General features: G+C 71.8%; 22 protein-coding genes. 10 read left to right on the forward strand and 12 right to left on the reverse strand.

From position 1 onward, the window contains the following. The first annotated feature begins 53 nt into the window (after positions 1-53). From RAN62_RS09185 to RAN62_RS09210, 6 genes are read left to right on the forward strand one after another with little or no spacing between them, the layout of a single operon-like run. Positions 54-1,283 (forward strand): MFS transporter, encoded by a 1,230-nt coding sequence (locus RAN62_RS09185; RefSeq protein ID WP_305784089.1) that lies wholly within the window; start codon positions 54-56, stop codon positions 1,281-1,283. Beyond that, positions 1,276-2,277 (forward strand): TolB family protein, encoded by a 1,002-nt coding sequence (locus tag RAN62_RS09190; protein ID WP_305784090.1) that lies wholly within the window; start codon positions 1,276-1,278, stop codon positions 2,275-2,277. Before RAN62_RS09185 ends, RAN62_RS09190 begins: the two co-directional genes overlap by 8 nt. A gap of 17 nt (positions 2,278-2,294) precedes the next feature. Then, the gene (locus RAN62_RS09195; protein WP_305784091.1) at positions 2,295-3,476 is read left to right on the forward strand and encodes a glycosyltransferase; all 1,182 of its coding nucleotides are present in this window, start codon (positions 2,295-2,297) and stop codon (positions 3,474-3,476) included. After that, complete coding sequence (locus RAN62_RS09200; RefSeq protein ID WP_305784092.1) at positions 3,473-4,702, forward strand: glycosyltransferase family 4 protein; 1,230 nt, start codon at positions 3,473-3,475, stop codon at positions 4,700-4,702. Before RAN62_RS09195 ends, RAN62_RS09200 begins: the two co-directional genes overlap by 4 nt. 9 nt (positions 4,703-4,711) lie before the next feature. After that, entirely contained in the window at positions 4,712-5,203 is a 492-nt protein-coding gene (locus RAN62_RS09205; RefSeq protein ID WP_305784093.1) for a pyridoxamine 5'-phosphate oxidase family protein, read from the forward strand. A gap of 5 nt (positions 5,204-5,208) precedes the next feature. Continuing rightward, a complete protein-coding gene (locus tag RAN62_RS09210; RefSeq protein ID WP_305784094.1) occupies positions 5,209-5,991 on the forward strand; it encodes an SAM-dependent methyltransferase in 783 nt (260 codons plus the stop codon). Here the strand turns inward: RAN62_RS09210 and RAN62_RS09215 are convergent. Beyond that, positions 5,910-6,581, reverse strand: coding sequence for a DNA-3-methyladenine glycosylase family protein (locus tag RAN62_RS09215; protein WP_305784095.1), 672 nt, complete (start codon positions 6,579-6,581; stop codon positions 5,910-5,912). The two genes, RAN62_RS09210 and RAN62_RS09215, sit on opposite strands and share 82 nt — an antisense overlap. A gap of 122 nt (positions 6,582-6,703) precedes the next feature. Next, entirely contained in the window at positions 6,704-7,327 is a 624-nt protein-coding gene (locus RAN62_RS09220) for a TetR/AcrR family transcriptional regulator (protein ID WP_305784096.1), read from the reverse strand. 246 nt (positions 7,328-7,573) lie between these two features. On the opposite strand from RAN62_RS09220, the gene RAN62_RS09225 reads away from it, so the two are divergent. Both RAN62_RS09225 and RAN62_RS09230 read left to right on the forward strand, forming a co-directional pair. Continuing rightward, complete coding sequence (locus RAN62_RS09225; RefSeq protein ID WP_305784097.1) at positions 7,574-8,044, forward strand: ester cyclase; 471 nt, start codon at positions 7,574-7,576, stop codon at positions 8,042-8,044. A gap of 3 nt (positions 8,045-8,047) precedes the next feature. Next, the gene (locus RAN62_RS09230; RefSeq protein ID WP_305784098.1) at positions 8,048-8,365 is read left to right on the forward strand and encodes an NIPSNAP family protein; all 318 of its coding nucleotides are present in this window, start codon (positions 8,048-8,050) and stop codon (positions 8,363-8,365) included. 18 nt (positions 8,366-8,383) lie between these two features. On the opposite strand, the gene RAN62_RS09235 is transcribed toward RAN62_RS09230, so the two are convergent. The 7 genes from RAN62_RS09235 to RAN62_RS09265 form a co-directional block, all read right to left on the reverse strand. After that, a complete protein-coding gene (locus RAN62_RS09235; protein WP_305784099.1) occupies positions 8,384-8,770 on the reverse strand; it encodes a nuclear transport factor 2 family protein in 387 nt (128 codons plus the stop codon). A gap of 9 nt (positions 8,771-8,779) precedes the next feature. Then, positions 8,780-10,207 carry a lipopolysaccharide biosynthesis protein gene (locus RAN62_RS09240; protein ID WP_305784100.1) on the reverse strand — a complete coding sequence of 476 codons (1,428 nt, stop codon included), beginning with the start codon at positions 10,205-10,207 and terminating at the stop codon, positions 8,780-8,782. A 7-nt stretch (positions 10,208-10,214) separates the two neighbouring features. Next, positions 10,215-13,847 (reverse strand): DUF4082 domain-containing protein, encoded by a 3,633-nt coding sequence (locus RAN62_RS09245; protein WP_305784101.1) that lies wholly within the window; start codon positions 13,845-13,847, stop codon positions 10,215-10,217. A gap of 101 nt (positions 13,848-13,948) precedes the next feature. Next, entirely contained in the window at positions 13,949-15,319 is a 1,371-nt protein-coding gene (locus RAN62_RS09250; RefSeq protein ID WP_305784102.1) for an O-antigen ligase family protein, read from the reverse strand. Beyond that, a complete protein-coding gene (locus RAN62_RS09255) occupies positions 15,316-16,089 on the reverse strand; it encodes a hypothetical protein (RefSeq protein WP_305784103.1) in 774 nt (257 codons plus the stop codon). Before RAN62_RS09255 ends, RAN62_RS09250 begins: the two co-directional genes overlap by 4 nt. Positions 16,090-16,181: 92 nt before the next feature. Next, on the reverse strand, positions 16,182-18,002 hold the full coding sequence (locus tag RAN62_RS09260) for a DUF4082 domain-containing protein (protein WP_305784104.1): 1,821 nt from the start codon (positions 18,000-18,002) through the stop codon (positions 16,182-16,184). Continuing rightward, positions 17,999-18,862: a glycosyltransferase gene (locus tag RAN62_RS09265; RefSeq protein WP_305784105.1), complete on the reverse strand. Its 864-nt coding sequence runs from the start codon at positions 18,860-18,862 to the stop codon at positions 17,999-18,001. Before RAN62_RS09265 ends, RAN62_RS09260 begins: the two co-directional genes overlap by 4 nt. A gap of 179 nt (positions 18,863-19,041) precedes the next feature. Here RAN62_RS09265 and RAN62_RS09270 point away from each other — a divergent pair, with 179 nt between their 5' ends. Both RAN62_RS09270 and RAN62_RS09275 read left to right on the forward strand, forming a co-directional pair. Further along, a complete protein-coding gene (locus RAN62_RS09270; protein WP_498371876.1) occupies positions 19,042-19,809 on the forward strand; it encodes a WecB/TagA/CpsF family glycosyltransferase in 768 nt (255 codons plus the stop codon). Continuing rightward, entirely contained in the window at positions 19,806-20,780 is a 975-nt protein-coding gene (locus RAN62_RS09275; RefSeq protein ID WP_305784107.1) for a glycosyltransferase family 2 protein, read from the forward strand. The genes RAN62_RS09270 and RAN62_RS09275 overlap by 4 nt, the downstream gene beginning before the upstream one ends. 61 nt (positions 20,781-20,841) lie before the next feature. Here RAN62_RS09275 and RAN62_RS09280 read toward each other — a convergent pair whose 3' ends face one another. The 3 genes from RAN62_RS09280 to rfbA form a co-directional block, all read right to left on the reverse strand. Next, a complete protein-coding gene (locus RAN62_RS09280) occupies positions 20,842-22,347 on the reverse strand; it encodes a sugar transferase (RefSeq protein ID WP_305784108.1) in 1,506 nt (501 codons plus the stop codon). A 303-nt stretch (positions 22,348-22,650) separates the two neighbouring features. Next, positions 22,651-23,250: a dTDP-4-dehydrorhamnose 3,5-epimerase family protein gene (locus RAN62_RS09285; RefSeq protein WP_305784109.1), complete on the reverse strand. Its 600-nt coding sequence runs from the start codon at positions 23,248-23,250 to the stop codon at positions 22,651-22,653. Then, positions 23,247-24,131, reverse strand: coding sequence for a glucose-1-phosphate thymidylyltransferase RfbA (rfbA, locus tag RAN62_RS09290; RefSeq protein WP_305784110.1), 885 nt, complete (start codon positions 24,129-24,131; stop codon positions 23,247-23,249). Before rfbA ends, RAN62_RS09285 begins: the two co-directional genes overlap by 4 nt. Positions 24,132-24,163 lie beyond the last annotated feature (32 nt).

Genomic DNA, 24,163 nt, shown 5'->3' on the forward strand with positions numbered 1-24,163 from the left:
CGGCGGAAACCGGCACCAGGCGCCATTAGCGTGAGGACGGGAAGGGGGACCACGTGTACGTGACGTTGCGGGACCGGCCGGGCGCGGACGCTCGCACCGGCACGGTCGTCCGGCGGGTCTCCTCGACGGTCGTGCTGCTCGGCGTCGTCAGCCTGCTCACCGACGTGTCGTCGGAGATGGTCGCCTCGGTGCTGCCGCTCTATCTGACCGCCGCGGTCGGGCTCAGCCCCCTGGCGTACGGCTTCCTCGACGGGATCTACCAGGGCGTCAGCGCGTTCGTCCGGATCGCCGGGGGTTATGCCGGCGACCGCGGCGGGCAGCCCAAGTGGGTCGCCGTGCTGGGCTACGGCGCGTCCGCGCTCAGCCGGCTGGCCATGCTGCCCGCGACCGGGTTCGCCGCGATCACCGCCGTGGTGACCGGCGACCGGCTGGGCAAGGGCCTGCGCACGGCGCCGCGCGACGCGCTGATCGCGGAGGCGTCCGACCCGGGCGCGCTGGGCCGCTCGTTCGGCGTGCACCGGGCCCTGGACACCGCCGGCGCCGCCCTGGGTCCACTGGTCGCGTTCGCGTTGCTGGCGTCCGTACCGGGCAGCTACGACTCGATCTTCGTGGTGTCCTTCGGGTTCGCGCTGCTCGGGCTGGCCGTGCTGGTGCTCTTCGTGCCGAACCTGCGCCCGGCCACGGGCGCCGCGCGGATCGGGCTGCGGCGGGCGCTGCGTGCGATCGCGGGCCGTCCGTTGCGCCGGCCGCTGCTGGCCGCCGGGATGCTCGGGCTGCTCACCGTCGGGGACGGCTTTCTCTATCTCTCGCTGACGGAACGGGACGACCTCGCCGCCGGCTGGTTCCCGTTGCTGTACGTGGGGACGAACGTCGCGTACCTGGCGCTCGCCGTGCCGCTGGGCCGGCTCGCCGACCGGGTGGGGCGGGCCCGGGTGCTCGTCGCCGGGCACGGGGCGCTGCTCGCCTGCTATCTGCTCGCCGCGTTGCCGACCGGCGGCTTCGGGCTGACGCTGAGCGTCCTGCTGCTGCTCGGCACGTTCTACGCCGCGACCGACGGGGTGCTGCCCGCCCTGGTGAGCCGGCTCGTCCCGGACGAGGCGCGGGGGAGCGGGATCGCGGCCGCGCAGACCGTGGTGGCCCTGGCCCGCTTCGCGTCGTCGCTGCTCTTCGGCCTGCTGTGGAGTTTGCAGGGGCCGGGGGCGTCGCTGCTGCTCTTCGCGGGGTTGCTCGTGGCGGCCGTCCCGGCGGCGGGCTTCCTGGTGCGAGGCGTCGGCCATGAGTGACCGGTGGCGGGTGGTGGCGTTCGGGGCCGTCGTCGCCGTGGTCCTGGCCGGTGCGGGCGGCTACGTGTGGCACGAGCGGACGCGGCAGGCCGACGAGCTACGGGCGGCCCCCGCGGTGCCGACCCGGGACGACGCCGCCGCCGTCCGGGACGCACCGCATCTGGTCTTCCGCAGCACCGCGCTGGGACAGGGATACGGTTCGGTGGCTCTGGTATCCCTCGACGCGCCGGACGGACCCCGGGCGTTCACCCCGGCGCACTGCGAGCGGGTCTACGCCACGGGCACCGGCGCGGTGTGCCTGTCCGCCGAGCGGGGACTGGTGACCAAGTATCGGGCCCAACTGCTCGACCAGAGCTGGGCGCCCGTACGGGATCTGCCGCTCACCGGCATTCCGAGCCGCACGCGGTTGTCGCGCGACGGGGCGTACGCGGCGACGACGACGTTCGTGTTCGGGGACTCGTACGCGAATCCGGGGCAGTTCTCCACGCGTACGGTGGTGACCGGGGCGGGGGATCTGGAGACTTTCGCCCTGACCGTGGACGGGCGCCGCGTCACCAGCCCCGACCGCAATTTCTGGGGCGTGACGTTCGCGGGCGGCGACCGGTTCTACGCGACGGCGGCGTCGGGCGGGAAGACGTGGCTCGTCGAGGGCAGCCTGAGCCGGAAGACGATGACAGCGCGGCACGCCGACGTCGAATGCCCGTCACTGTCGCCGGACGGGACACGGGTGGCGTACAAGAAGCACGGGAAGTTGCCCGCCGGCCAGTGGCGGCTCGCCGTGCTCGACCTGCGCACCGGCGCCGAGACCCTGCTGGCCGAGACGCGCAGCGTGGACGACCAGGCCGAGTGGCTCGACGACCGGACCGTGCTCTACGGGCTGGCCCGCGCGGGCGAGGGCACCGCGACCAGCGACATCTGGCGGGTCCCGGCCGACGGCTCGGGTGCGCCCGCGATCTTTGTCCACGACGCCTGGTCGCCGGCGGTCGTCCGGTGAAACCTCGGGGGAGAACAGTGACCGACAAGCTCGGCGGGTCGCGCGGCGACCTGCTCGTCTACGTCGCCAGCACCCGCTACGACGGGCCGGCCGGCACGGATCGGCACGTCGCCGACGAGCTGTCCCGGCTGACCCCGGTGCTCTACGTCGACCCGCCGGTGTCCGCGCTGACCCGGCTGCGCAACCCCCAGCTCGCCGAGTCGTGGAAGCTGCCGCCGCTGAGCGTGCTGCGCCCCGGCCTCGCCCGCCTCGCGCCCCGGGTCACGCCCGGCATGTACCGCCCGGGCGCCCACCGCCTCGTGCCGCCCCTGATGCGCCGGGCGATCCGCAGCGCCGCCGCCACGCTCTACGGCGAGTCGCGGACCCCGGTCGCCGCGATGGTCACCACCCGCACGGAACCCTTGCTCGGCGCGGTGCCTGCCCGCCGGACCGTCTTCTACGCCACCGACGACCTGGTCGCCGGGGCCGAGCTGTTCGGCATCCCCCGCGAGCGGATCGTCGCCCAGGAGGATGCGGTCCTGCGGCGCGCGGATGCGGTCGCCGCCGTCTCGGGTCCCCTCGGCGACCGGTACGCCGCCCTCGGCGTCACTGCGACCGTGGTCCCCACCGGCTGCGACCCCGGCGCCTACGCGGGCGTGGACACCGCCCCGGTGCCGGCCGACGCCACCCTGACCGGCCCGGTCGCCGGGTTCGTGGGCTACGTCAACGACCGCATCGACCTGTCCCTGCTCGAAGCGGTCGCGGACACCGGCTGCTCGCTGCTGATCGTCGGTCCCGTGGCCCCCGGCTACCAGGCCGCGCGCTTCTCGGCCCTGGCCGGCCGGCCCAACGTCATCCACACCGGCCCCAAGGCGTTCGCCGAGCTGCCCGGCTATCTGCGGGTCATCGACGTGGGGCTGACGCCCTATGCCGACACCGCGTTCAACCGCGCCAGCTTCCCGCTCAAGACGCTGGAGTATCTGGCCGCCGGGCGCGATGTCGTGTCCACCCCGTTGCCCGCCAACGAGTGGCTCGGCTCGTCGCTGGTCACCGTGGCCGCCGGCGCCGCCGATTTCGCGGCCGCCGTGCGGGGGGCGCTGGGCCGGGCGCGTACGCCCGTATTGATCCGGCAGCGGCGGGAGCTCGCCGCCCGGCACACCTGGACCCACCGCGCGGGCGCGCTCGCCCGGCTGGCCGGCCTATGTCAGGAGACGCCGTGAGAATCCTGGTCTTCCCGCACTCGCTGGAGATCGGCGGCAGCCAGATCAACGCGATCGAGCTGGGCGCGACGATCCGCGACCTCGGCCACGAGGTGACCGTCATGGGCGACCCCGGCCCGCTCACCGGCTTGATCGACAGCCTGGGCCTGGAGTTCGTGCCGCTCGACGGCTATCACCGGAGGCCCGCCCCGGCGCTCGTCCGGCAGATCCGCGAGCTGGTCCGGACGCGCTCGTTCGACATCGTGCACGGCTACGAATGGCCGCCCGCGCTGGAGGCGGCGGCGGCCACCTTCCGGGATCCACATGCCGCCGCCGTGTGCACGATCATGTCGATGGCCGTGGCGCCCTTCCTGCCGGCGCGGATGCCGCTCGTGGTGGGCACCGAGGCGTTGCGCGAGCACACCGCCGCCCGCCGTCCCGGCCCGGTGTATCTCATCGAGCCCCCGGTGGACGTGCGCACCAACGCGCCCGGGTTCCCCGTCGAGGACTTCCGGCGCACGTACGGGCTCGACGGCGACTTCGTGGACATCGCGGTCGTCAGCCGGCTCGTGCCGGAACTCAAGCTCGAGGGGGTGCTCACGGCCATCGACGTGATCGGGGAGCTGGGCGCCACGCGGCCCGTGCGCCTGATCGTCGCCGGGGACGGCACCGCCCGCGCCGAGGTCCAGTCGCGGGCCGACGCCGCGAACGCCCGGGCGGGGCGGCGGGCGGTCGTGCTCACCGGCGAGCTGCGGGATCCCCGGCCCGCGTACGCGGCAGCCGACGTCATGCTCGGGATGGGCAGCTCCGCGCTGCGCGCCCTGTCGTTCGGCCGTCCGCTGGTGGTGCAGGGCGAGCGGGGCTTCTGGGAGCTGCTGACGCCGGACACCGTCGATCTCTTCCTGCACCAGGGCTGGTACGGCCTCGGCGACGGGACGGGCGGCGCCGAGCGGCTGCGGGCGGCACTGCTGCGGCTGCTCGACGACCCGATCCTGCGCGCCAAACTCGGCCAGTACGGCCGCGACCTCGCCGTCGAGCGGTTCAGCCTGCAGCACGCCGCCGACGTCCAGCTCGACATCTATCGCGCGGCGCTGACCGGCCGCCGCTCCGGGCTATCCACCATGGCGGGATCCGCGGCGGGCCTGCTCGCGTACAAGATCAATCGCAAGTACGAGGCCCTCCGCGGCACTCAGCGGCGCGACGACTTCAACGCCGCGACCCTCGCCCAGTCGGCGCTGAAACGCTAGCGTGAGGTGGTGCTGGAGACGCCATCCGAAGTCGCGGCCCTGCAGGAGCTGCTCGACAAGTCGCGCGCGGGCGCGACCAGCCACCTGCGCGAGATCGTCAACGACGACCGCGCCGCGACCGCCGCCGACCTCGTCCGCCTGCTGACCGGCATGAAGGTGCTCAGCGTCGCCACCGTGACCGCCGCCGGCGAGCCCCGGATCAGCGCGCTGGACGGCCACTTCCTGCACGGCACGTGGACTTTCGGCACGTCCGGCACCGCCGCCAAGGCTGTTCACCTGCGCAAGCGCCCGGCCGTCAGCGTGGCCCACGTGGACGGCGAGAAGCTGGCGGTCTTCAGCCATGGGCAGGCGGAGGAGCTGACCCAGGACGATCCGGGCTTCACGGAGATCATCGAGCACTGGACGGCCCACTACGGATCCTCGCCGCTGACCTGGGGACCGGACATCCGCATGTACCGCCTGCGCCCGCACTGGATGATCGGTTACCGGGCCCCGGAATGACCTCGGTGGAGGACACTGCCACCGGCGCCGGCCTCATGCGGGCGCTGGAGCGGTACGCCTCCCCGCCGCTCGTCGACGACCCGCTCGCCGAGCGCTTCCTGACCGGCTGGCCCGCGGTCGTCGCCCGCCACCGCCTGCTGCGCGAGGGCTTCCTGCGCACCCTGGAGCGCGCGGGCCCGGGCTTCTACGGCGCGGTCGTCTGCCGTACGCGGGCGATCGACGACGCGTGCCGCGAAGCCTTGGATACAGGACTCGCCCATGTGGTCATCCTCGGCGCGGGCATGGATACGCGGGCCTATCGGATGTTTTCCTGCGACGTCTGGGAGCTGGACCTGCCGCGCGTTCAGGAAATCAAGAAGGCCGCGGTGGTACGCGCCCTCGGGGCGTTGCCGGGTCACGTCCGGTACGCCCCGATCGACCTCGCGCGGCAGCCCGTCCCCGCGTTGACCGAGGCGCCGGTGCTGGTGTTGTGCGAGGCGGTGAGCATGTACTTGCCGTCGTTGGAGCACGTGCTGGCGTACGCCGGGTCGCTGCCGCCCGGAAGCCGGTTCATCTTCACGTATCTGCCGCGGGGTGTCTTCGAGGATCCGCGCCAGTCCGGCTGGCGGCGCCGGCTGCACTGGCAGACCGCCTTCGAGCCGTCCGCCCTGTCCGGGCTCGGGTTCACGATCCTGGCCGACCTGGGCGGCTCGGACTACGAGTCGCTCTACCTGCGTCCGGCGGGCCGGTCGCTCGACGTCTTCCCCGGCGAGCGGGTCGTGATCGCCGCCCTTCTTTCTCCGAGGTAGTGCTGCCACAACAGGCGCGCCGCCACCGCCCGCCAGGGCCGCCACGCCCCGGCTCTCTCCTGCGCCTCCGCCGCGGTGGGCACCCTCGGCAGCTGCCACAACTCGGCGATGCCGGCGGCCACGGCCAGATCCCCGACCGGCCACGCGTCGGGTCGCCCCAGCGCCGACAACCGGTAGACCGACGACGTCCACGGCCCGATGCCCGGCACCCTCTGCAAGGCGCGGTCGACGTCGTCGTCCTCGAGCTCGCCGAGCATCTCCAGCACCAGGTCACCGTCGTCGACCGCCGTCGCCAGCGCCCGCGCGTACCGCGCCTTCTGCCGGCTGAAGCCCGCCGCCCGCAACTGCTCGTCGCTGAGCGCCAGCAGACTGCCGGCCGTCACCGGGCCCGCGAGCTGCTGAAGCCGCTCGTACGCCGCCCGCGCCGAGGCCAGCGACACCTGCTGCTCCAGCAAGATGTGCACGAGCGTCCCGAAGCCCGGCTCCCGCCCCCACAACAACGGAAACCCGTGCCGCTCGACCACCCGGGCGAAAAGCGGCTCACGTCCTGTCAGCTCCGCCACCCCGGCTCGCAGCACCGCCTCGCTCATCATGCCCCGCCTGATGCCCCCGGCAGCCCCGGCTAACCTGGCGTGATGACCGCTGCGTGCTACCCCGGCACGTTCGACCCGTTCACCCCGCTTCACCGGAGGCGCCGCCGCCATCCGGCCTCTCAGTCGCGGCGGGCCGGGTCACCGTGGCGGGCGCCGCTCTCGCCCTGCAGCACGCGCAGCGCGTCGAGGGCGACCGCGGTCAGCGCGGCGCGGCCGACCCCGGCGCGGCCGAGCAACTCCATGCCCCGGGTGACGGAGACGAAGTACATGGCGAGCGACTGCACGTTGGCGTCCGCCGGGATCTCCTTCTCCTCGCGGGCGTGCTCCAGGCAGGCGGCGTAGACCTCGGCGAGCTGGTCGATGCCGGCCCGGGCGGCCGTCGACAGCCCGTCCTCCTCGCCGGTCGACTCGACCAGCGCGCGCGTGGTCAGCGAAACCCGCCGATCGCTGCTGCTGAACTCGATCGCCAGCACGAGCAGATGACCCCGGATGCGTTCCAGCGGCGAGGCATCGTCGTGGGCCAGCGCTTCGGAGACCGCGCGCGCCGCCTCCTCACGGTCCTCGGAGAGCGCCCGGAAGAACAACTCCCGCTTCCCGCCGAACGCGTTGTAGAGGCTCTGCTTGCCCAGACCGGTCGCCCGCACCAGGTCGTCCAGCGTCGCGGCGGCCAGGCCGCGCACCGCGAACACCTCGCTGGCGCTGCTGACGACATCACTCTCGACGAACTTCCGGGGCCGGGCCACGTGATCAATCTTACGTTATTGTCCGTCCAGTCAAAAACTTGCTAGCGTCGGCTTCGGACGGGGCGTCGGAGCGAGGCCGAGTCCAGGTTTCGTCTGGGTGTGCGCCGCGGGCGCCCTCATACCGGCGGTATGTGGGTGTTCGCGGCGTGCGGCCAGGCGGAGGCTGGGCCGGCCGCAGCCCGGCGATCCTGTCCGAAACCGGCGCTGGCGTCGTTCTTGGCTACCGCACCTCAAGGAGAAGCTGACATGGCAAGTAACGAAGAGATCGTGCGCGAGGCGTACCGGCTGGCGGAGGGAGACGTGCTCGACGGAGCCGGTTTCCGCGCCCTGTTCACCGAGGACGGGACGTTCAACGACGTGCCGAACGCGCTGACCTTCCGCGGGGACGAGATCCCGCAGGCGCTGGCGGGCTTCGCCGGCGTGTTCCCCGACGTCCACCGCGAGCTGCTCGGAGTGCACGCGCTCGGTGACGTCGTCGCCGTCGAGCTCCGCATCCAGGGCACGCATCGCGGCGTGTTCCCGACCCCGGCCGGCGAGATCCCGCCGACCGGTCACCGGATCGACGTGCCGACGGCGGACCTGTGGTACCTCCGGGACGGGAAGATCGAGCGGTTCGCCTGTTACAACTCGGCGAACGTGCTGCTCGCGCAGCTCGGGGCCGGGCCCGACTTCGCGTCGGCGATCGAGGCCGCGGGCGCAGCCCGCGCGGGAGCGTAGCTCATGTATCAGCTCCGGATCTACACCCTGCGCACGGCGGAGGCGCTCCAGCGGTACGCCACCGTGCACTGGCCGCGCCACCTCACCAGCATGCCCGCGTTCGGCGTCACCGTGCAGGGCTTCTGGACCGAGCACCAGGGCGGTGCGCCCCGGCTGTTCGCCCTGCTCTCGTTCCGGGAGGGCACCGGTCCCGCCGAGTTCACCGCCGCTTACCTTCCGAGCCCGGAGCTGGCGGCGGACATGGACGGCTTCGACGTCGGCGACATCCTCGGCGTCGAGGAGGTGCTGCTCGATCCGGTCGCCGGATCCCCCCTGCCCTGAGCGTCCCCCGCCCGTCTCTCAGGTGGTGGCGGCCTCGCGCTGGATCCGGTCGAACTGGGCGGCCATCGCGGCGGCCAGCGCCTGGGCGGCGGACAGGGGGCGGACCATGACGGTGAACTCGTCGATCAGGCCGTCGTCGTCCAGGTGGAGGAAGTCGCAGCCCTCGACGGCCACGTCGCCGATCCGGGCCGCGAAGACCAGCGCGTGGTCCCGGTCGCCGCTCAGCTCGCGGACGTAGTGGAAGTCTTCGAAGACGCGCAGCACGCCGCGCAGGATCGCCGCGGTGAGCGCCTTGCCGGGGTAGGGCTTGAAGGCCACCGGGCTGCGGAACACCACGGTCTCGGCCAGGGTCGCCGCGATGGCGTCGGGATCACGGGCCTCCACGGCGGCACGGAAGTCGGTCACCGGGCCAGCCTACTGTCCGACCGAGCGCAGGGAGCGCAGCGCTGCCCGCGACCGGTGGAGCAGCAGGGCCAGCACGGCGGCGCCCACCACGCCCATCGCGGCCAGCGAGCCGAGGTCGGTGGGCACGGCCCGGCCCACCGACCAGGCGAGCCCGGCGGCCACGAGACTGCCCAGGGTGGGCCCGGCCAGCCGGCCCAGGAACGCGCGCGGGGCGATGCCCGCGCGCCGGAGTTCGTACAGGTAAAGGGGGAGGACGACGGCGAGGCCGACCGCGAACTGGGCCGCCGCCGCGCCCGGGGAGCCGCCGGAGCGGGCGCCGAGCCAGACGGCGGGCACGAGGGAGACCAGCCAGATGACCTGGACGGTGAAGACCACGCGGGTGTCGGCGAGCACCACGAAGTAGTCGTAGATCAGCTCGAAGACGATGCGCAGCGCGCCCAGCAGGGCCAGCCACGGGAGCACGTCGGCCGCCGGCCCCCACGTCGAGCCGTAGACCAGGCGGATGAGCGGATCGGCGGCCACGGCGAGCAGGACGCACACCGGCATGGTGAGGGAGGTCAGGAGCCCCGCGGTGGACAAGAAGGTGGCGCGCATGGATGCAGGGTCGTGCTGCAGGCGGGCCAGCGCGGCCGGGGCCACCGCGCGGACCGGCTGGGAGAACATGGTGACCGGCCAGTTGGACAGGTTGACGGCCAGGACGTAGAAACCCAGCGGCACCGGGCCGAGGACCGCGCCGACGAGCAGGCGGTCGATGTTGGCGACGGCGAAGACGATGATGCTCGAGCCGGCCAGGGGCAGGCCGAAGCGCAGCAGCTTGCGGGCCGTGGCGCGGTCGAAGCCGGCACGCAGGCCGGCCGGGGCGAACACCGCGAGCAGGACGCCGCCGAGGACCGCGCCGGTGAGCTGCCCGTACGCGAGGCTCATGGCGCCGAGCCCGCCCAGCGCGCAGCCGATCGACACGAAGGACCCGAGCCACGTGGTGACCTGGTCGGCGATCATCTTGCGGTCCTGCCGGAAGTGCCGTTGCAGCAGCGCGGCCGGCGCGGCGACGATGCCGTTCACGAGCACACAGAGCGCCAGCACGCGGACGACCGGAGCGGCGTCGGGGGAGCCCATGAGACCGGCGAACGCGGGGGCGCCCAGCCAGCACGCCGCGTAGACGACGGCGCTGGCGGCGATGGAGATCGTGGCGACCGTGGGGACGACGGCGCGGGGATCCCCGGGCCAGCGCACGATCGCGAGCGAGACGCCGAGCTCGTTGAAGCTCAGCACGGCCAGCAGCGCCACCATGGCGACCGCGAACGTGCCGAACTCCTGCGGTCCGAGGATCCGGGCCAGGGCGACCCCGATGGCCAGGGTGCCCAGGCGGGCGAGCGCGGTGCTGGCGAAACTGAACCCCAGCGCCCGGCCCGCCCTCGAGGCGAGCGTTTGCGACATAGATTCCCTACTCCACGAAGTACACGTCGACCCAGAAGTTGTGGTTGGATCCCTGCCCCGGGAAGCCGTTGGTCCCGTAGCCGAACATCCCGCCGCTCTGCGGGACGCGCAGCGGCACGTTGACGACGCCGGCCTGAGCGAAACCGTTGATGGTGGCCGAGTAGCGCCCGGCCGCCGTGTGATAGCTGACCACATAGGTCGTTCCGGCGGTGACCGCCACCGGTGTCGGGAAGCGGACCGACTGCCAGCCGGACGCCGTCTCCCCGCCGAAGGTGGCCGAGGTGATCGGGTCGCCGTCCGCGGTCCACAGCGTGCCGACGTGCTTGCCGATGTTGCCCGGGCCCTTGTGGAAGCGCATGCCCGTGATCGTCCCGTCCACGTCCGGGATGATGCGCACACCGACGTTGATGGGATCCTCGTCGGCGTACTCGACATCCACCGGGAGGTCACCGGCGCCGAAGACGGTCACGCCGTCCGGGACGGGCGTGGGCGCGGCGTCGTCGTCGGGCAGGAAGAGCGGGTCCACCCAGTAGTTCGCCGAGCCGTAGGACTGCGCCGGGAAGCCGCTGGATCCGTACCGGAAGACACCGTTGGCCCCGCCGGGCGCGCGCAGCGGCCCGTTGGTCCGGGCCGATCCGAAGAAGTTGGACGTGTACGCGTACCCGCCGTTGGGCGCGAAGTAGGAGATCACGTACGACCCGCCCGCCTCGACCTCCACCGGACTGCTGAACACGGCCGTCTGCCAGCCGTTGCCCGACCCCGGCCCGAAGGTGACCTGCCGCAGCACCTGCTCCGAGGCCGACCAGAGCGTGCCGGTGTGGGTGCCCGTGTTGCCGGGGCCCTGGTAGTAGCGCAGCCCGACGATCTTCCCGCTGGTCAGCGGCACGAACCGGGTGCCCACCTCGATCGGCGCGGTCTCGTCGCTGCTCGCCACCGCCGGCGTGGCGTCGTTCGCGAACAACTTCTTGACCGAGGGATCCAGATCGACGGTGAACGTCCACGTGACCGGCTCCTCGGTCGCGATGCCGTTCGTGTCGGTCGCCGTGACCCGGGCGGTGTAGGACGTGGCCGCCCGCAACGGATCCGCCGGCGTGAAGGTGGCCGTCTTCGTCGCCGCGCTGTAGGCCACGGTCCCGTCCACCGCGGCGCCCGTCCCGTCCTTGACCGTGAAGTCGATGGTCGAGGCGGCCAGAGGCTTGGTGAACACCACGGCCGGGTGCACCGCGGGATCCACGCCGCTGGCGTTGTCGAGCGGCGTGGTCGCCACGGGCGCCGGCGGGGCGCTCGCGCTGGAGATGAACTGCACGTCCACGTAGTAGTTCGTGTCGTCGTAGCTGCGCTGCGGGAAGCCCGCCCCGTAGCCGAAGACGCCGTTGCCGCCGGTCGTCGCCGACCGGGGCACGGTCAGCGGGCCGGCCTTCCCGTCGGTGAGGGCGAGGGCCTTCGCGTCGGCCGCGTAGTGCCCGTTCGGGGCGAAGTAGGAGACGACGTACGTACTCCCGGGCTGCACCTCGACCGGCTTCGCCAGCTTGAGCGTCTGCCAGCCGTTGGCGGTCTCGCCGGTGTAGATGCCCGTCGCCAGCCGGTCCCCGTCGGCGTTCCACAGGCTGCCGGTGTGCGTCCCCGTGTTGCCCGGGCCCTTGTAGAACCGCAGCGCCGTGACGAACCCCTCGACGCCGGGCACGAACTTCACGCCCAGCTCCAGCGCCGTGGCGTCGCCGGCCGCGGTGGTGCCGGGCACCCGGTCGCCGAAGAGCGTGTTCTTGCCGGTGAGCATGAACTGCCGGGTCGCCGGGGCGCCGATGTTCACGCTGTCGTCGATCGCCCGGACCTGCACCACCTGCGCGCCGAGGCCGGTCGTGTGGAAGCTGTACGTCCAGGAGGTCGTCCCGGTCGCGGGGTGCCAGCTGACGCCCGCGTCGGTGGACACCTCGACGCCCGCCACACGTCCGCCCACGTCGCTCGCCGAGCCGGAGAGCGTCACCTGGGATCCGTTGGCGACCGTCGTGGTCGCGGCGGGCGAGGTGATGGACACCGTCGGCGCCGTCGTGTCCGCCGACGCCGTCGCCGGGTCGAGCGAGCCCATCAGCGTCGCCGGCTGCACGCCCATGTCGGCGAAGAGGTTGACGGTCGCCTGCTGCATCCGCTCGTCGACCGGCTGGACGTCACCGTCGTGGTAGTCGTCGAGCCCCCACGCCCACTGGATGGTGCCGGCCGAGAACACCAGCGCGTCGCTGGCCGCCCGGTACATCGTCATGTGGTGGGTCGTCGTGCCCGCCGCGACGTTCTTGCCCCAGTCCAGCAGGTATTCCGGGGTCGGGCCGGTGGTGGTGGACAGCCGGATCAGCCCGGCGGGCCGGAAGCCGTTGTCCAGGTCCTCGTTCGACTCGTAGCCGACGGTGTGCGGGGCGAGCGTCGCCAGCCCCGAGGTCAGATCGGCGACCGTGGTGTTGCGCCACAGCCGGTACTTGCCCTGCGCGGCGGGCACGGTCATCGGCAGGTCGGTGGAGTTGGCCATGTACGCCGTTCCGATCAGCGCGTTCTCCGGGTTCCCGCCGCCCGTGGCCGGGGGACTGAACCGCGGGTCCCGCCACGTCCCGGTCCACTCGCCCGTGGGATCCAGCGTGTCCGTCTCCGCCCACGTCTCCTTGTAACACGTCAACGTCCGGTACGGGGTGGGATCCCCGGCGGTGCTCGGCTCGTAGCGGGTCCGCCAGTAGACGTCGTTGCCGCTGAAGAAGGCGAGATGCGTCCCGGCGTCGCGGGCCTGCTCCACGTGCAGGCGCTGCGCCGCGGACCAGTACTCGTCGTGCCCGTTGGTGACGAACACCTTGTGGTTGGAGATGAGCTGCCCGCGCCGGTCGCTGTCGACGTTCGTGGTGTAGCTCAGGTCGTAGCCGTTGCGCTCCAGGAACCGCACCATCGGGTACTCGGCGCTGAAGAAGAAGTCCCGCCCCTGCATCGCGCCGCGGGTCGCGAACGGGCGGTTGTAGCTCGTCTTGTACGCCCGCCCGTTCTCCCCGCCCTCGTAGAAGTCGGCGCCGCCGTAGAGGTTGTACGCCTGCCACGTCGCGTCCGAGGTCTGGAAGAACAGGTCCGAGGTGCTCGCGTCGTTGCGCACCACGAAGATGATGTGGCTCGCGCCGCCGGTGTCGGGGCGCGTCAGCTTGGCGATGTAGACCCCCGACACCTGGCTCGCCGGGACGTCCCACGAGGCCGTGACGCCCCACTCGCCGCAGTCGAAGATGCTGGTCGTCGCGTTGGTGGCGCAGTCGGGCTGGTCGTTGGCGACCGCCACGTCCGGGGTCAGCGGGGTGATGTGCCGGGCGCCCTTGCCGTCGTACCAGCCGAGCCGGTAGACGTCGATGTCGAAGTCGAGCGCGTCCGTCTTGATCTTGAAGTCGATCCGCCGGCCGGCGTCGACGCTGATGTCGGTGCCGAAGCCCTGGATCGACTCGTCGCCCGCCCCGAGGATGTCCCACTCCTCCTTGGGCGAGCCCGGTTGGCTGTTCTCGCACACGATCGGATTGACGACGGGCGCACATGGATCCGCCGCGGCGGCCGTGGTGGTCACGAACGCACCTCCCGCCAGGCCGAGCACGACGGCCACGACAAAGGAAAGACCCCGATTGGTTGTCATGATGTTTCTCCCCCACGCCGGCCCCCGGAAAGGCCCCCGTCGTGAAGCTATCGCCGCGTGCTCCGGTGTGACTCGGCCATTCGGTCCACAATCGCCGGTCGTCAGGCGAGCAATTTTCGCGGAAGTGTCGTGCGGACCATCCGGGCCGGGTGCGTCAGCCGCCACACGGCACCGGTCAGGCCGACCGTCAGGGCCAGCACCATGGTGTACGTACTGAAGCTGAGCGAGTCGAAGAAGGCGGCCACCACCAGCGCGATGAGCTGCGTGGCGATGAGCGCGGTGCACAGGTGCCGGTCCTCGGCCGTCGCCGCCCGGCGCGCCGCGATCCACGCCAGCGCGATCGCGGAGAGGTGCAGAACGGCCAGCATGGCCACGCCCACGACGCCGGTGCTCAAGGCCTGGGCGAGCCATTGATTGTCGAGAAATTGATACTGCGGGGAGATCCAGGTGCCGGTGCCGCGCCCGAACCACGGCCTTTGCGAGAAGTAATAGCCCACCATTTCGTACCGCTTGGTGCGGGTGGTGATGCTCGTGTCGGTGCCGGCGTTGGCAAAGAGATCGACAAGCGTATTCATGAGCGACGGGCGCACGAGCATCAGGCCGGTCACGAGGACGACTCCGATGGCGGCCATGTTGTAGCGCATCCGCCAGCCCCACACCGGCAGCATGACGAGCAGGGCGATGCCGATGGCCACGAAACCCGTGCGGGAGACCGTCGCCGGGACGGCCGCCGCGACGATGACCGCGGCGACGGCGAAGAGCTGCCGGGTCCGCCGGTGCGGGGCGAACCGGGCGAAGTGGATGGCGAACGGCAGCGTCATGGCCATGACCGTGCTGAACTCGATGTAGTGCGTCATCGTGCTCGCCACCCGGATCGCCCCGCCGCGCAGCTCGAAACCGGGCTCCACGCCGTTGGAGGAGAGCCCCGGGATCGAGATGTACTGCGTGAAGTCGAGCCAGAAGGCGAACTGCACGAGACCCAGGAAGGCGACGACCGTGGCGCACCACACGAGCACGCGCAGCACCCCGCGCAGCCGGTCCCAGTTCGGGATCCCGTCGGCCGCCGTCAGGATGACACCCGTGAAGGCCAGCGCCGCCAGCAGTGCCCGGTCGGCCCCGTTGGCCTCCATGGCCGTCAGGCCGCGCCAGTAGCCGGCCGCGTACGAGATGAGCAGCGCGACCATGTAGGCCAGGACGGTCCACCGCAGGGGTTGCGGGCCGCCGACCATGAGCCGCGGGTTGAAGCGGACCAGCACCCACCAGCACCAGAGCCCGATGCCGAGCAGCACGGCCGGGCGCCCGACCTCGCTGAGCGCCGGGATGATGAGCCGGGCCGGGATGAGCATGATCAGGACCACCATGAGGCTGAGCAGGCCCGCCGCGTCGAGCTTGGTGAAGCGTCGCCGGCTCGCGTAGGTGGCCGGGGCGAGCAGCGACGGCTCGAGGTCGGTCGGGTGCGGCAGGACGCTCAAGGACGCTTGCTTCCGTTGGCGCCGCCGGGTGACGGCAGCACGACGGTCTCCTCGCCCGGCGGCCGGGAAATGACCTGCGTCTCGTCGCCGGCGGAAGCCGCCGGTGCGGGGGAGCCGGCCGCCACGGCCGTCCGCTGCTTGGGCAGGACGCTGGCCACGGCCGGAACCTCGGGCGCAGGCGTGGGTGTCTCCGCCGGAGCGGCCTTCTTGCGGGAGCGGCGGCGCAGCAGGGCGTCGGCGGCCACCGTCAGCGCCGCGGCGAGCAGGGCCCCGACCCCGGCGACCGCGATGAGCGCCCGCTTGACCTTCGAGGTCGACTCCTCGATGTTGTCGCCCAGGTCCAGCCGCCGCGCGGTGATCATCTGGTCCTTCGGGGCGCCGTAGTCCTTCTGCAGCGTCCCCACCGTGTCGGAGAAGTGCTTGATGAGCCGCTCCGACGTCAGGGTGGCCTGCGCCTCGTCGTCGCCGATGACCTCGAAGGTGACGATCGGCAGCTGCGGGTCCTGCGTCGCCGTGAAGTCGTCGCTGAAGCCGGCGTCGTGCAGCTGCTTGACGACCTTCTGGTCCTGCACCGAGATCATGCCGGCCTTGGTCAGCGAGGCCAGCCCCAGGTCGAGCCACGGGTTACGGGCGCTGGCCTTGGTGTCGTCGACCGCCTTGGGCGTGATCGCCGGCGGCACGAGCTGGACGTAGCTGGTCGCCACGTAGTCCGGCTCCACCCGGGAGGCGACGAATCCGGTGGCGCCGATCGCCACGAGGAACAGGGGCACGGAGACATACCAACGCCGGAACATCAGCTTGGTAAGGTCCCAAAAATCCACTTCTACCCCTCAATAGTGGTGGTCTGCTTCAGTGTCGCCGCTCAGGCTTTGATGCGATAGATGTGGTACGAGAACTCCTGGGCGAAGGTGTCCGTGATCGCGCCGCCCGCGATCGGCACCTCGCGGTCCTCGAACATGACCTCGGCCGAGGAGCCGGTGACGCCGAGGGGGAGGGTCAGCTTCTGCTCGCCCGTCCCGCCCTCGCGGCCCGGCATGGCGAAGACGTAGAACGAGCCGTCGTGCGCCTTGATCATCGTGTCGAGCGCCGGGTTGAGCTCGAACTCGTACGACTGGGTGTTGAGCACCGGCGCCAGCTCGCGGATGCGCCGGTTGAGCTCGGTGACGACCGGCCGCACCTGGGCACCGCAGGCGTCGCGCAGCACGTGCTGGGAGACGCAGTCGCCGCCGAAGTTGTGGTTGAAGTAGAGGACGCCGCGTGCTTCGTGGACGATCGAGTTCATGACCGCCCCGGCGATCTGGTCGCCCGTGATGGTCGGGGCATCGGCGTCCTCGAACGGATGGCCGACCTCGACGAACGCGTACACCGGCTGGCGTTTGCCGTCCATCGCGTCGACCTCGCGCATCCGGTCCATCGTCAACCCGTAGTTGGCGGCCCGGCGGCAGGTGTCCGGGGTGACGCCGAGGCGCGGCCCCTCGGAGGGGGATCCGCAGACGTTCGGATCGGTGTACCAGTAGACGTCGTTGGACACGACCGTGGTCCACGCGTTGACGAACTTGCTCGCGTCGGCGTCGGACTGCCAGAACATGATGCCCTTGCCGAAGTTGGCGTAGCGCATGCGCCCGTCGCCGGACGGCAGATCCCGCGCCAGCTTCGTCATGACGTCGAAGCCGCAGTCCTGCTTGCCCGAGCGGCAGGGCGGGCCCTCGCCGGGATACTTGCCGCTCCACGCGCCGGTGCCGGCGCCCGCCCACATGTCGACCTCGTCGTTGAGGATCCACGCGGTGGTCTCGTCCCCGCTGCCGGGGCGCTTGTCGGCCGTCATCGCGTGCATGCCGTTGCTCCGGATCAGCTTCAGGTCGGAGTCGGCGGTCAGCATCACGTAGGTGTTGAGCCCCGCCGACCGGTCCAGGTCGATGTCGGCCTGGGAGTGGACGCCCTCGTACCAGACGCCGATCGGGAAGAAATCCGGATCGGTCCACTTCTTCGCGTACTTGGCGTAGTAGCCGGGACCGCCCTCCCACGGCACGCGCGGCAGGTCGAGGTCGGTCGCCGCGGCCGCCTGCGGGGGGACGACGCTCGGCGCCGCCATGCCGGGTACGAACACCACGTCGACCCAGTAGTTGCTGGACGAGAAGCTCTGCGTGGGGAAGTCGCCCTCCCCGTACGCGTAGAGCCCCGCCCCGGACGTCACCAGCGGTCCCGCCTCGGCCGCCCGGTCGGCGAACCAGCCGGCGCTCACCTTATAGCGCGACGTGTGGTACGAGACGACGTACTCGCGGCCGGGCTCGAGACCGACCGGTGCGGGCAGCGCCACCTCCTGCCAGCCGGCGGGCGACTCCCGCTCGACGTCGGCCGAGGCGAGCTTCTCGCCCTTGCCCGTCCACAGCGTGACGCGGTGCGGTCCGAGGTCGCCGTCGGCCTTGAGGAAGCGTACGGCGGTCAGCGTCCCCGCCTGCCGGGTGGCGAACCGCAGGCCCAGCTCCACCGGGCGCTCGGCCGGATCCATGGTGGCCCCGGCGGTGTCCGTGGCGGCGAAGAACGAGACCGAGGCGGCCCGGCTCGGCGCCGGGGTGGCCACCGGCTTGTCGTCGCGCCGGAGAACGGCGACCGTCAGGGCCGCGGCCAGCAGGACGACGGCGGCGCCGGCAGTGATGACGATCCGGGTGCGGGTGCCCGTCACGGCCGCTTCGCCAGGGAGTCGTCCGCGCGGCGCTGCCCCGGGATCGCCGGACGCCCCCAGCCCGACCGCACGTCCCACGACGGCGACCGCCGTTTGCGCTCGGCCAGCAGCACGACGGCGACGTAGACCACCGCCGCCGGGGCGAGCCACGGCCGGCGCAGCACGACGTCCCGCAGCCACGACGTGTTGTCGGGCGTCACGGCCGTGCGGAACGGGCTCGTCGCCAGCCAGCGCTGGAACTCGTCGTTGCCGTCGCGGGCCCGGGCTACCCGGCGGATCAGGTCGCCGGCCGTGCGCGGCGCGATCACGCGTACCGGCACGTCGATCTCTGCCTTCTCGGCGGGCGCGACGATCGCGTCGAGGAACATGTCGTCGGCGGTCAGCGGCGGGAAGTCGGTGAACCGGGCCCGGGCCGCCGCGGAGAGCGCGATGACGCCTCGCCCGAACAGCCGCCCGCGGAAGACCGGCAGGCGCGCGTTGACGGCGTAATAGGCCCGCACCGGCCACGAGCTGTGGGACGCGTCGACGACGGGCCGGGGGACCGCCGCCTCGATGCCCGGCCGCGTCACGGCCTCGGCCAGCCGCCGGATCAGCTCGGGATCGGCGGGAACGTCGGCGTCCAGATAGATGCGCACGTCGCCGGAGGCGACCCGGTCGGCCGCGCTGAGGGCGGCGGTCTTCGACGGCGTGGCCACCTCGACCACGCGCGCGCCCAGCGACCGGGCCGTCTCGGCGGTGCGGTCGGTGCAGCCGTTGGCGGCGACGACAATCTCCGTCGCCGGGCTCCCGGACAGCCTGCGCAGGGCAATTCCGATCCCCGCCTCCTCGTTGAAGGCAGGGATCAGCACGCTCACGGTCATGCTGTGATGCTGGCGCCCGCATTGGCCGACGGGAATGGGGCGAATGGCCGAGGGCTTATCGCATAGTCGACACACGTATCGGCCGAACGTCGCCTTGCTCCGATCGCCTCCGTCGATAGGTTGCTGATGTGAAGGTGACTCAGGATGCCTCCGATTCCCTTGTCCCGCAACGAGTTCCGGTGTTGTTGTCTAGTGTCCATTTTGACCCTCTGCGTGAGTCCGAGGTTGTCACGCGGGTGCTTGCCGAGCTGGCCGCCGGGCGTGGCGGAAATATCGTCACCCCCAATGTGGACATTCTGCGGCGAGTCGTGCGAGACGCCGAATCCCGGCACCTTCTGGAATCGTCCGAAATCGTGGTGGCCGACGGCAAACCCCTCGTCTGGGCCAGCCGGATAGCCGGAAATCCCCTGCCCGAACGGGTGGCCGGCGCGGATCTCATCTGGAGCCTTTCCGCCGGAATGGCCGACGCGGGCCGCAGCGTCTATCTGCTCGGCGGCGAGCCCGGCACCGCCACGCGCGCCGCGGACGTGCTGCGCGAGCGCTTCCCGGCCCTCAAGATCGCCGGGCAGCTGAGTCCCTCGCTGGGCTTCGACACCCGCCCCGAGGAGTACGCGGAGGTCTGCGCCGAGGTCGCCGGGGCCGCCCCGGACTTCGTGTTCGCGGGCTTCGGCTTCCCCAAGCAGGAGCGCGTCATCGCCCGGCTGCGCCCCGAGCTGCCCCAGACCTGGTTCATGGGCTGCGGCGCCGCGATCGGCTTCGTGGCGGGCGTGCACTCCCGGGCGCCGGGCTGGATGCAGGAGCGCGGCCTGGAATGGGTGCACCGGCTCGTCAGCGAGCCGCGCCGGCTGATGCGGCGCTATCTCGTCGACGACGTGCCGTTCGCCGTCCGGCTGCTGGCCGGCAGCGCGCGCACCCGCGTCCGGGGCACCGCGGGGGTAACCCGGTGAACCGGCCCGACGTCTCCGTCGTCATCGTCTCCTACAACACCAGCGAGCTGACCCGGCGCTGTTTGCGCGAGCTGATCGCCAGCCGCACGCCCGACGTGGCGTTCGACATCACGGTGGTCGACAACGCCTCCTCCGACGACTCCGCCGGTGCGATCGCCCGGGACTTCCCGGAGGTCCGGCTGATCCGCCTGGCGGAGAACGTCGGCTGGGGGCGGGGCATCAACCGCGGAGCAGCCGCCAGTACGGGACGGCACCTGCTCTTCCTCAACCCGGACACCGTGCCGGTGGGGCACCCCGTGACCGAGCTCGCCCGTTTCGCCCGGCTGCACCCGCGGCACCGGATCTACACCGGGCGCACACTGCACGCCGACGGCACCGACGACCTGTACTGCGCCTGGGGCCTGCCGAGCCTGCGCGGTTACGTGGGTTTCGCCACCGGGCTGTCCACCGTCTTCCCGGGCAGCGCGTGGTTCAACCCCGAGGGGCTGCCCGGCTACGACCGGAGCAGCGTCCGGGAGGTCCCGGCCGTGTCCGGGTGCTGCATGCTCGTCGAGCGCGGGCTCTTCGACGAGCTGGGCGGCTTCGACCCGCAGTACTTCCTCTACAGCGACGACATCGACCTGTGCACGCGAGCCGCGGCGCTGGGCGCGCGCCCGGTGGTGGTGTCCGATGCGGCCGTCGTGCACGTGGGGGGCGCCTCGTCGAGCTCCGAGGGGCAGCGCGTGAAGATCCTGCGCGGCAAGGCTACGTACGTACGCAATCATTGGTCGTCTCCCCGCGCCCGGCTGGCGCTGTCCCTCCTCAAGGCGGGGGTGGGGTTGCGCGCGGCCGGGAAGGCCGTCCTGGGCCGGGATCGCGCGCGGGGGGTGGACTGGGCGGCGGTGTGGCGGGAGCGGGCCGTGTGGTCCGCCGGGTGGCCGCCCGTCGACGAGCCCCGGCCGCCGCGCAGCGCCCTGGTCCCCACTCCCTGACCTTCCGCCTGTCGCAGGAAAGGCCGGCTCCCCGCGAGGGGAACCGGCCTTTCCGTGTGCGTCAGTAGGCTCCGGAGCTGCGCAGGACGGCGCTCAGCGTGCGGCCCAGGATGGCCAGATCCATGGCCAGGGACCAGTTCTCGACGTACGTGAGATCGAGGCGGATCGACTCCTCCCACGACAGGTCCGAGCGGCCCGACACCTGCCACAGCCCGGTCAGTCCCGGCTTGACGACGAGCCGGCGCCGCATGTCGGCCGGATAGCCGGCCACCTCGCGGGCCAGCGGCGGGCGCGGGCCGACCAGCGACATGTCGCCCTTGAGCACGTTGACCAGCTGGGGCAGCTCGTCCAGCGAGAAGCGGCGCAGCCACCGGCCGACGGGCGTGATCCGCGGGTCCTCGCGCATCTTGAACAGCTCGCCGTCGCTCTCGTTGCGGTCGCGCAGCTCGGCCAGGATCGCCTCGGCGTCGACCACCATCGTGCGGAACTTGTAGAGCGTGAACGGCTGCCCGTCCTTGCCGACCCGCTCCTGCCGGAACACCACCGGGCCGCGCCCGCCCCGGCCGAAGGCCACCAGCAGCGCCACGACGGCGAGCACCGGCGCGGCGAGGACGAGCAGCGCCAGCGCGCCGGCCCGGTCGAAGGCGGCCTTGATGACGCGGGTGCTGCCCTTGAGCCGCGGGTGCTCGACGTGCAGCATCGGCAGGCCGTCCACCGGGCGGATCGTCGTGCGGTCGCCGGCCACGTCGACCAATGTGCTCGCGAGAATCAGGTCGATGTCGTCGCGTTCGAGCTGCCACGCGAGCCGGCGCAGTGCGACACCGTCGATCTCGGGGCAGGACAACACGACCACGGTGTCCGCACCGGACAATGCGACGGCCGCGGCGACACCCTCGAACGTGCCGTAGACCGGTGGCAGCCCGGGCAGCGCCTCGGCGGTCGCGCCGGGCGGCAGGCAGGCGCCGACGATCCCGAGCCCGTGGTGGCTCTCGTGCCGCAGCCGCCGCGTCATGTCGGCGACGGCCCGGGCGTGCCCGACCAGGACGACCCGGTGCAGCCGCTCACCCCGGGACCAGCTGCGGTGCAGCAGCCGGCGCAGGGCGAAGCGGGCGGCGACCCCGGCCAGGGTGGCCAGCGGCACCGCGATGATCACGTATCCGCGCGCCAGCCGCAGGTCGAACGCGAACGAGAAAATGGCCAGCGTCGCGGTGAGGCCCAGGCCCGAGCGGACCACTCGTGCGTATTCGTCCGTGCCCACGAACAAATGTCTCGCCTCGTATGCGCGATTCAGTGCGAGCACGCCCGTCCAGGCCAGCGGGAAAAGCAGCGTGAGCAGTAAGTACTCATGCAGGAACGGATGCGCCGGGGCCGGGCCGAAACGCAGCAGGAGGGCCGCCGACGCGGCGGTGATGCCGACCGCCACGTCCACCATCAGCGCGGCCAGCACGTAGCGGGTGCGCCAGGCGGAGCCCGCCGCCGCGCCCCGGTAGTGGGCGTCGGGAGCGGGATTGACCTGTGGTTTCACCTCGATGGTGTCGACAGCCGAGAACGGGTCGATCGTCTGCACGCCTGTCCTCCGTGATCGGCTGCGATGCGGTGCAGCCAGAGCTCGGGTCACCCTCGGGGCGCGCGGTGGCGCCGGGCGACGAGTCCCCGGCGGTGCCCCGGGACCTACTTAAAAGACTGCTAAGGATCCGTCGCCCGCGCGTCGTCCTATCGTTCGAGACGAATGGCGAATCGGATGATGCGGAGCACGCTCAGGGGCAAGGCGCCCGGATCGGACGAATCCGATCCGGGTCGTACAAGCCGCGCGTTCCCCGTAGCTGCGAGATTGTCGGACGTCAATAGACCTACGGGGCTTTGGTTTGTATTAAATCCGACGCTTTGTTTCGATGAACGCCGAACACTCGGCGAAGCTCGGCAACAGGCCCGTGGCGGTGGCCTCCGCCAGCGAGGGCGCGGCGGCGTCTTTTGTGGACAGCAGCGGAACCGCGGCGGGCCAAGGGATGCCCAGCTCCGGGTCGAGCGGGTCGATGCCGTGCTCGTGCCCCGGCCGGTAGGTGCTGGAGCACAGGTACGCCACCGTGGCGCCCTCGGTCAGCGCGCAGAACCCGTGGCCCAGCCCCTCGGCCACATAGACCGCCCGCCGTTCGATGTCGTCCAGCGTCACCGTCTCCCAGCTGCCGAACGTGGGCGAGCCCATCCGCAGGTCCACCACCACGTCGAGGACCGCGCCGGTCACGCACGTGATGTACTTCGCCTGGCCCGGCGGCACGTCGGCGAAGTGGATGCCGCGTACGGAGCCCCGGGCCGACGTGGAGAGGTTGGCCTGGGCGAGGTCGAGCCGGTGGCCCACGGCGGCTTCCAGCGCGTCGAAGCGGTACCACTCCAGGAATGTGCCGCGCGAGTCCCCGTGCTGCACCGGCGTCACCTCGAAGGCGCCCTCGACGGCCAGCGGGCGCACCTTCACAGCACACCTCCGTACGGGCCGGAGGCCAGCAGGCGCAGCAGATAGTCGCCGTAGCCGCTCTTCAGCAACGGCTCCGCGAGCTCCCGCAGCCGGTCGTCGTCGATGAACCCCAGGCGCCAGGCGGCCTCCTCGACGCAGCCGACCTTGAAGCCCTGGCGCTCCTCGATGACGCGGACGTACTCCGAGGCCTGCACCATCGACTGGAACGTGCCGGTGTCGAGCCACACGGTGCCGCGGTCGAGGACGGTCACGTCGAGCCGGCCCTGCCGCAGGTACGCCTCGTTGACGGCGGTGATCTCCAGTTCGCCGCGGTCGCTGGGCTCGAGACCGGCGGCGATGTCCACCACGCCGGCGTCGTAGAAGTACAGGCCGGGGACGACGTACGTACTCTTGGGCTTCTCGGGTTTCTCCTCGATGGACACCACCTTGCCGGCGTCGTCGAACTCGACCACGCCGTACCGGTGCGGGTCGGCCACGGGGTAGGCGAACACGCGCCCCCCGTCCGGCCGCGTGAAGCGGGTCAGCTGCCGCCCGAGTCCCGGGCCGTGGAAGATGTTGTCGCCCAGCACGAGCGCCACCGGCTCCCCGGCGATGAAGCCGGCGCCGATCCGGAAAGCCTGGGCGATCCCGTCCGGTTCGGGCTGTTCCGCATAGGAAATGGCGAGCCCGAGCCGGCTGCCGTCGCCCAGCAAACGCTCGAAATGGGGCTGGTCCGCCGGCGTCGTGATCACGAGAATCTCCCGGATCCCGGCCGACACCAGCGTGGTCAGCGGATAGTAGATCATCGGTTTGTCGAAGATCGGCATGAGCTGTTTGGACATGGCCCTCGTGATCGGCCAGAGCCGCGAGCCGGTGCCACCGGCGAGCAGAATTCCACGCACGGCTTCACGCTATGCGGCGGGCCCGCGGCCGG

This window comes from Symbioplanes lichenis (assembly GCF_030709675.1).
Taxonomy (GTDB): domain Bacteria; phylum Actinomycetota; class Actinomycetes; order Mycobacteriales; family Micromonosporaceae; genus Actinoplanes; species Actinoplanes lichenis.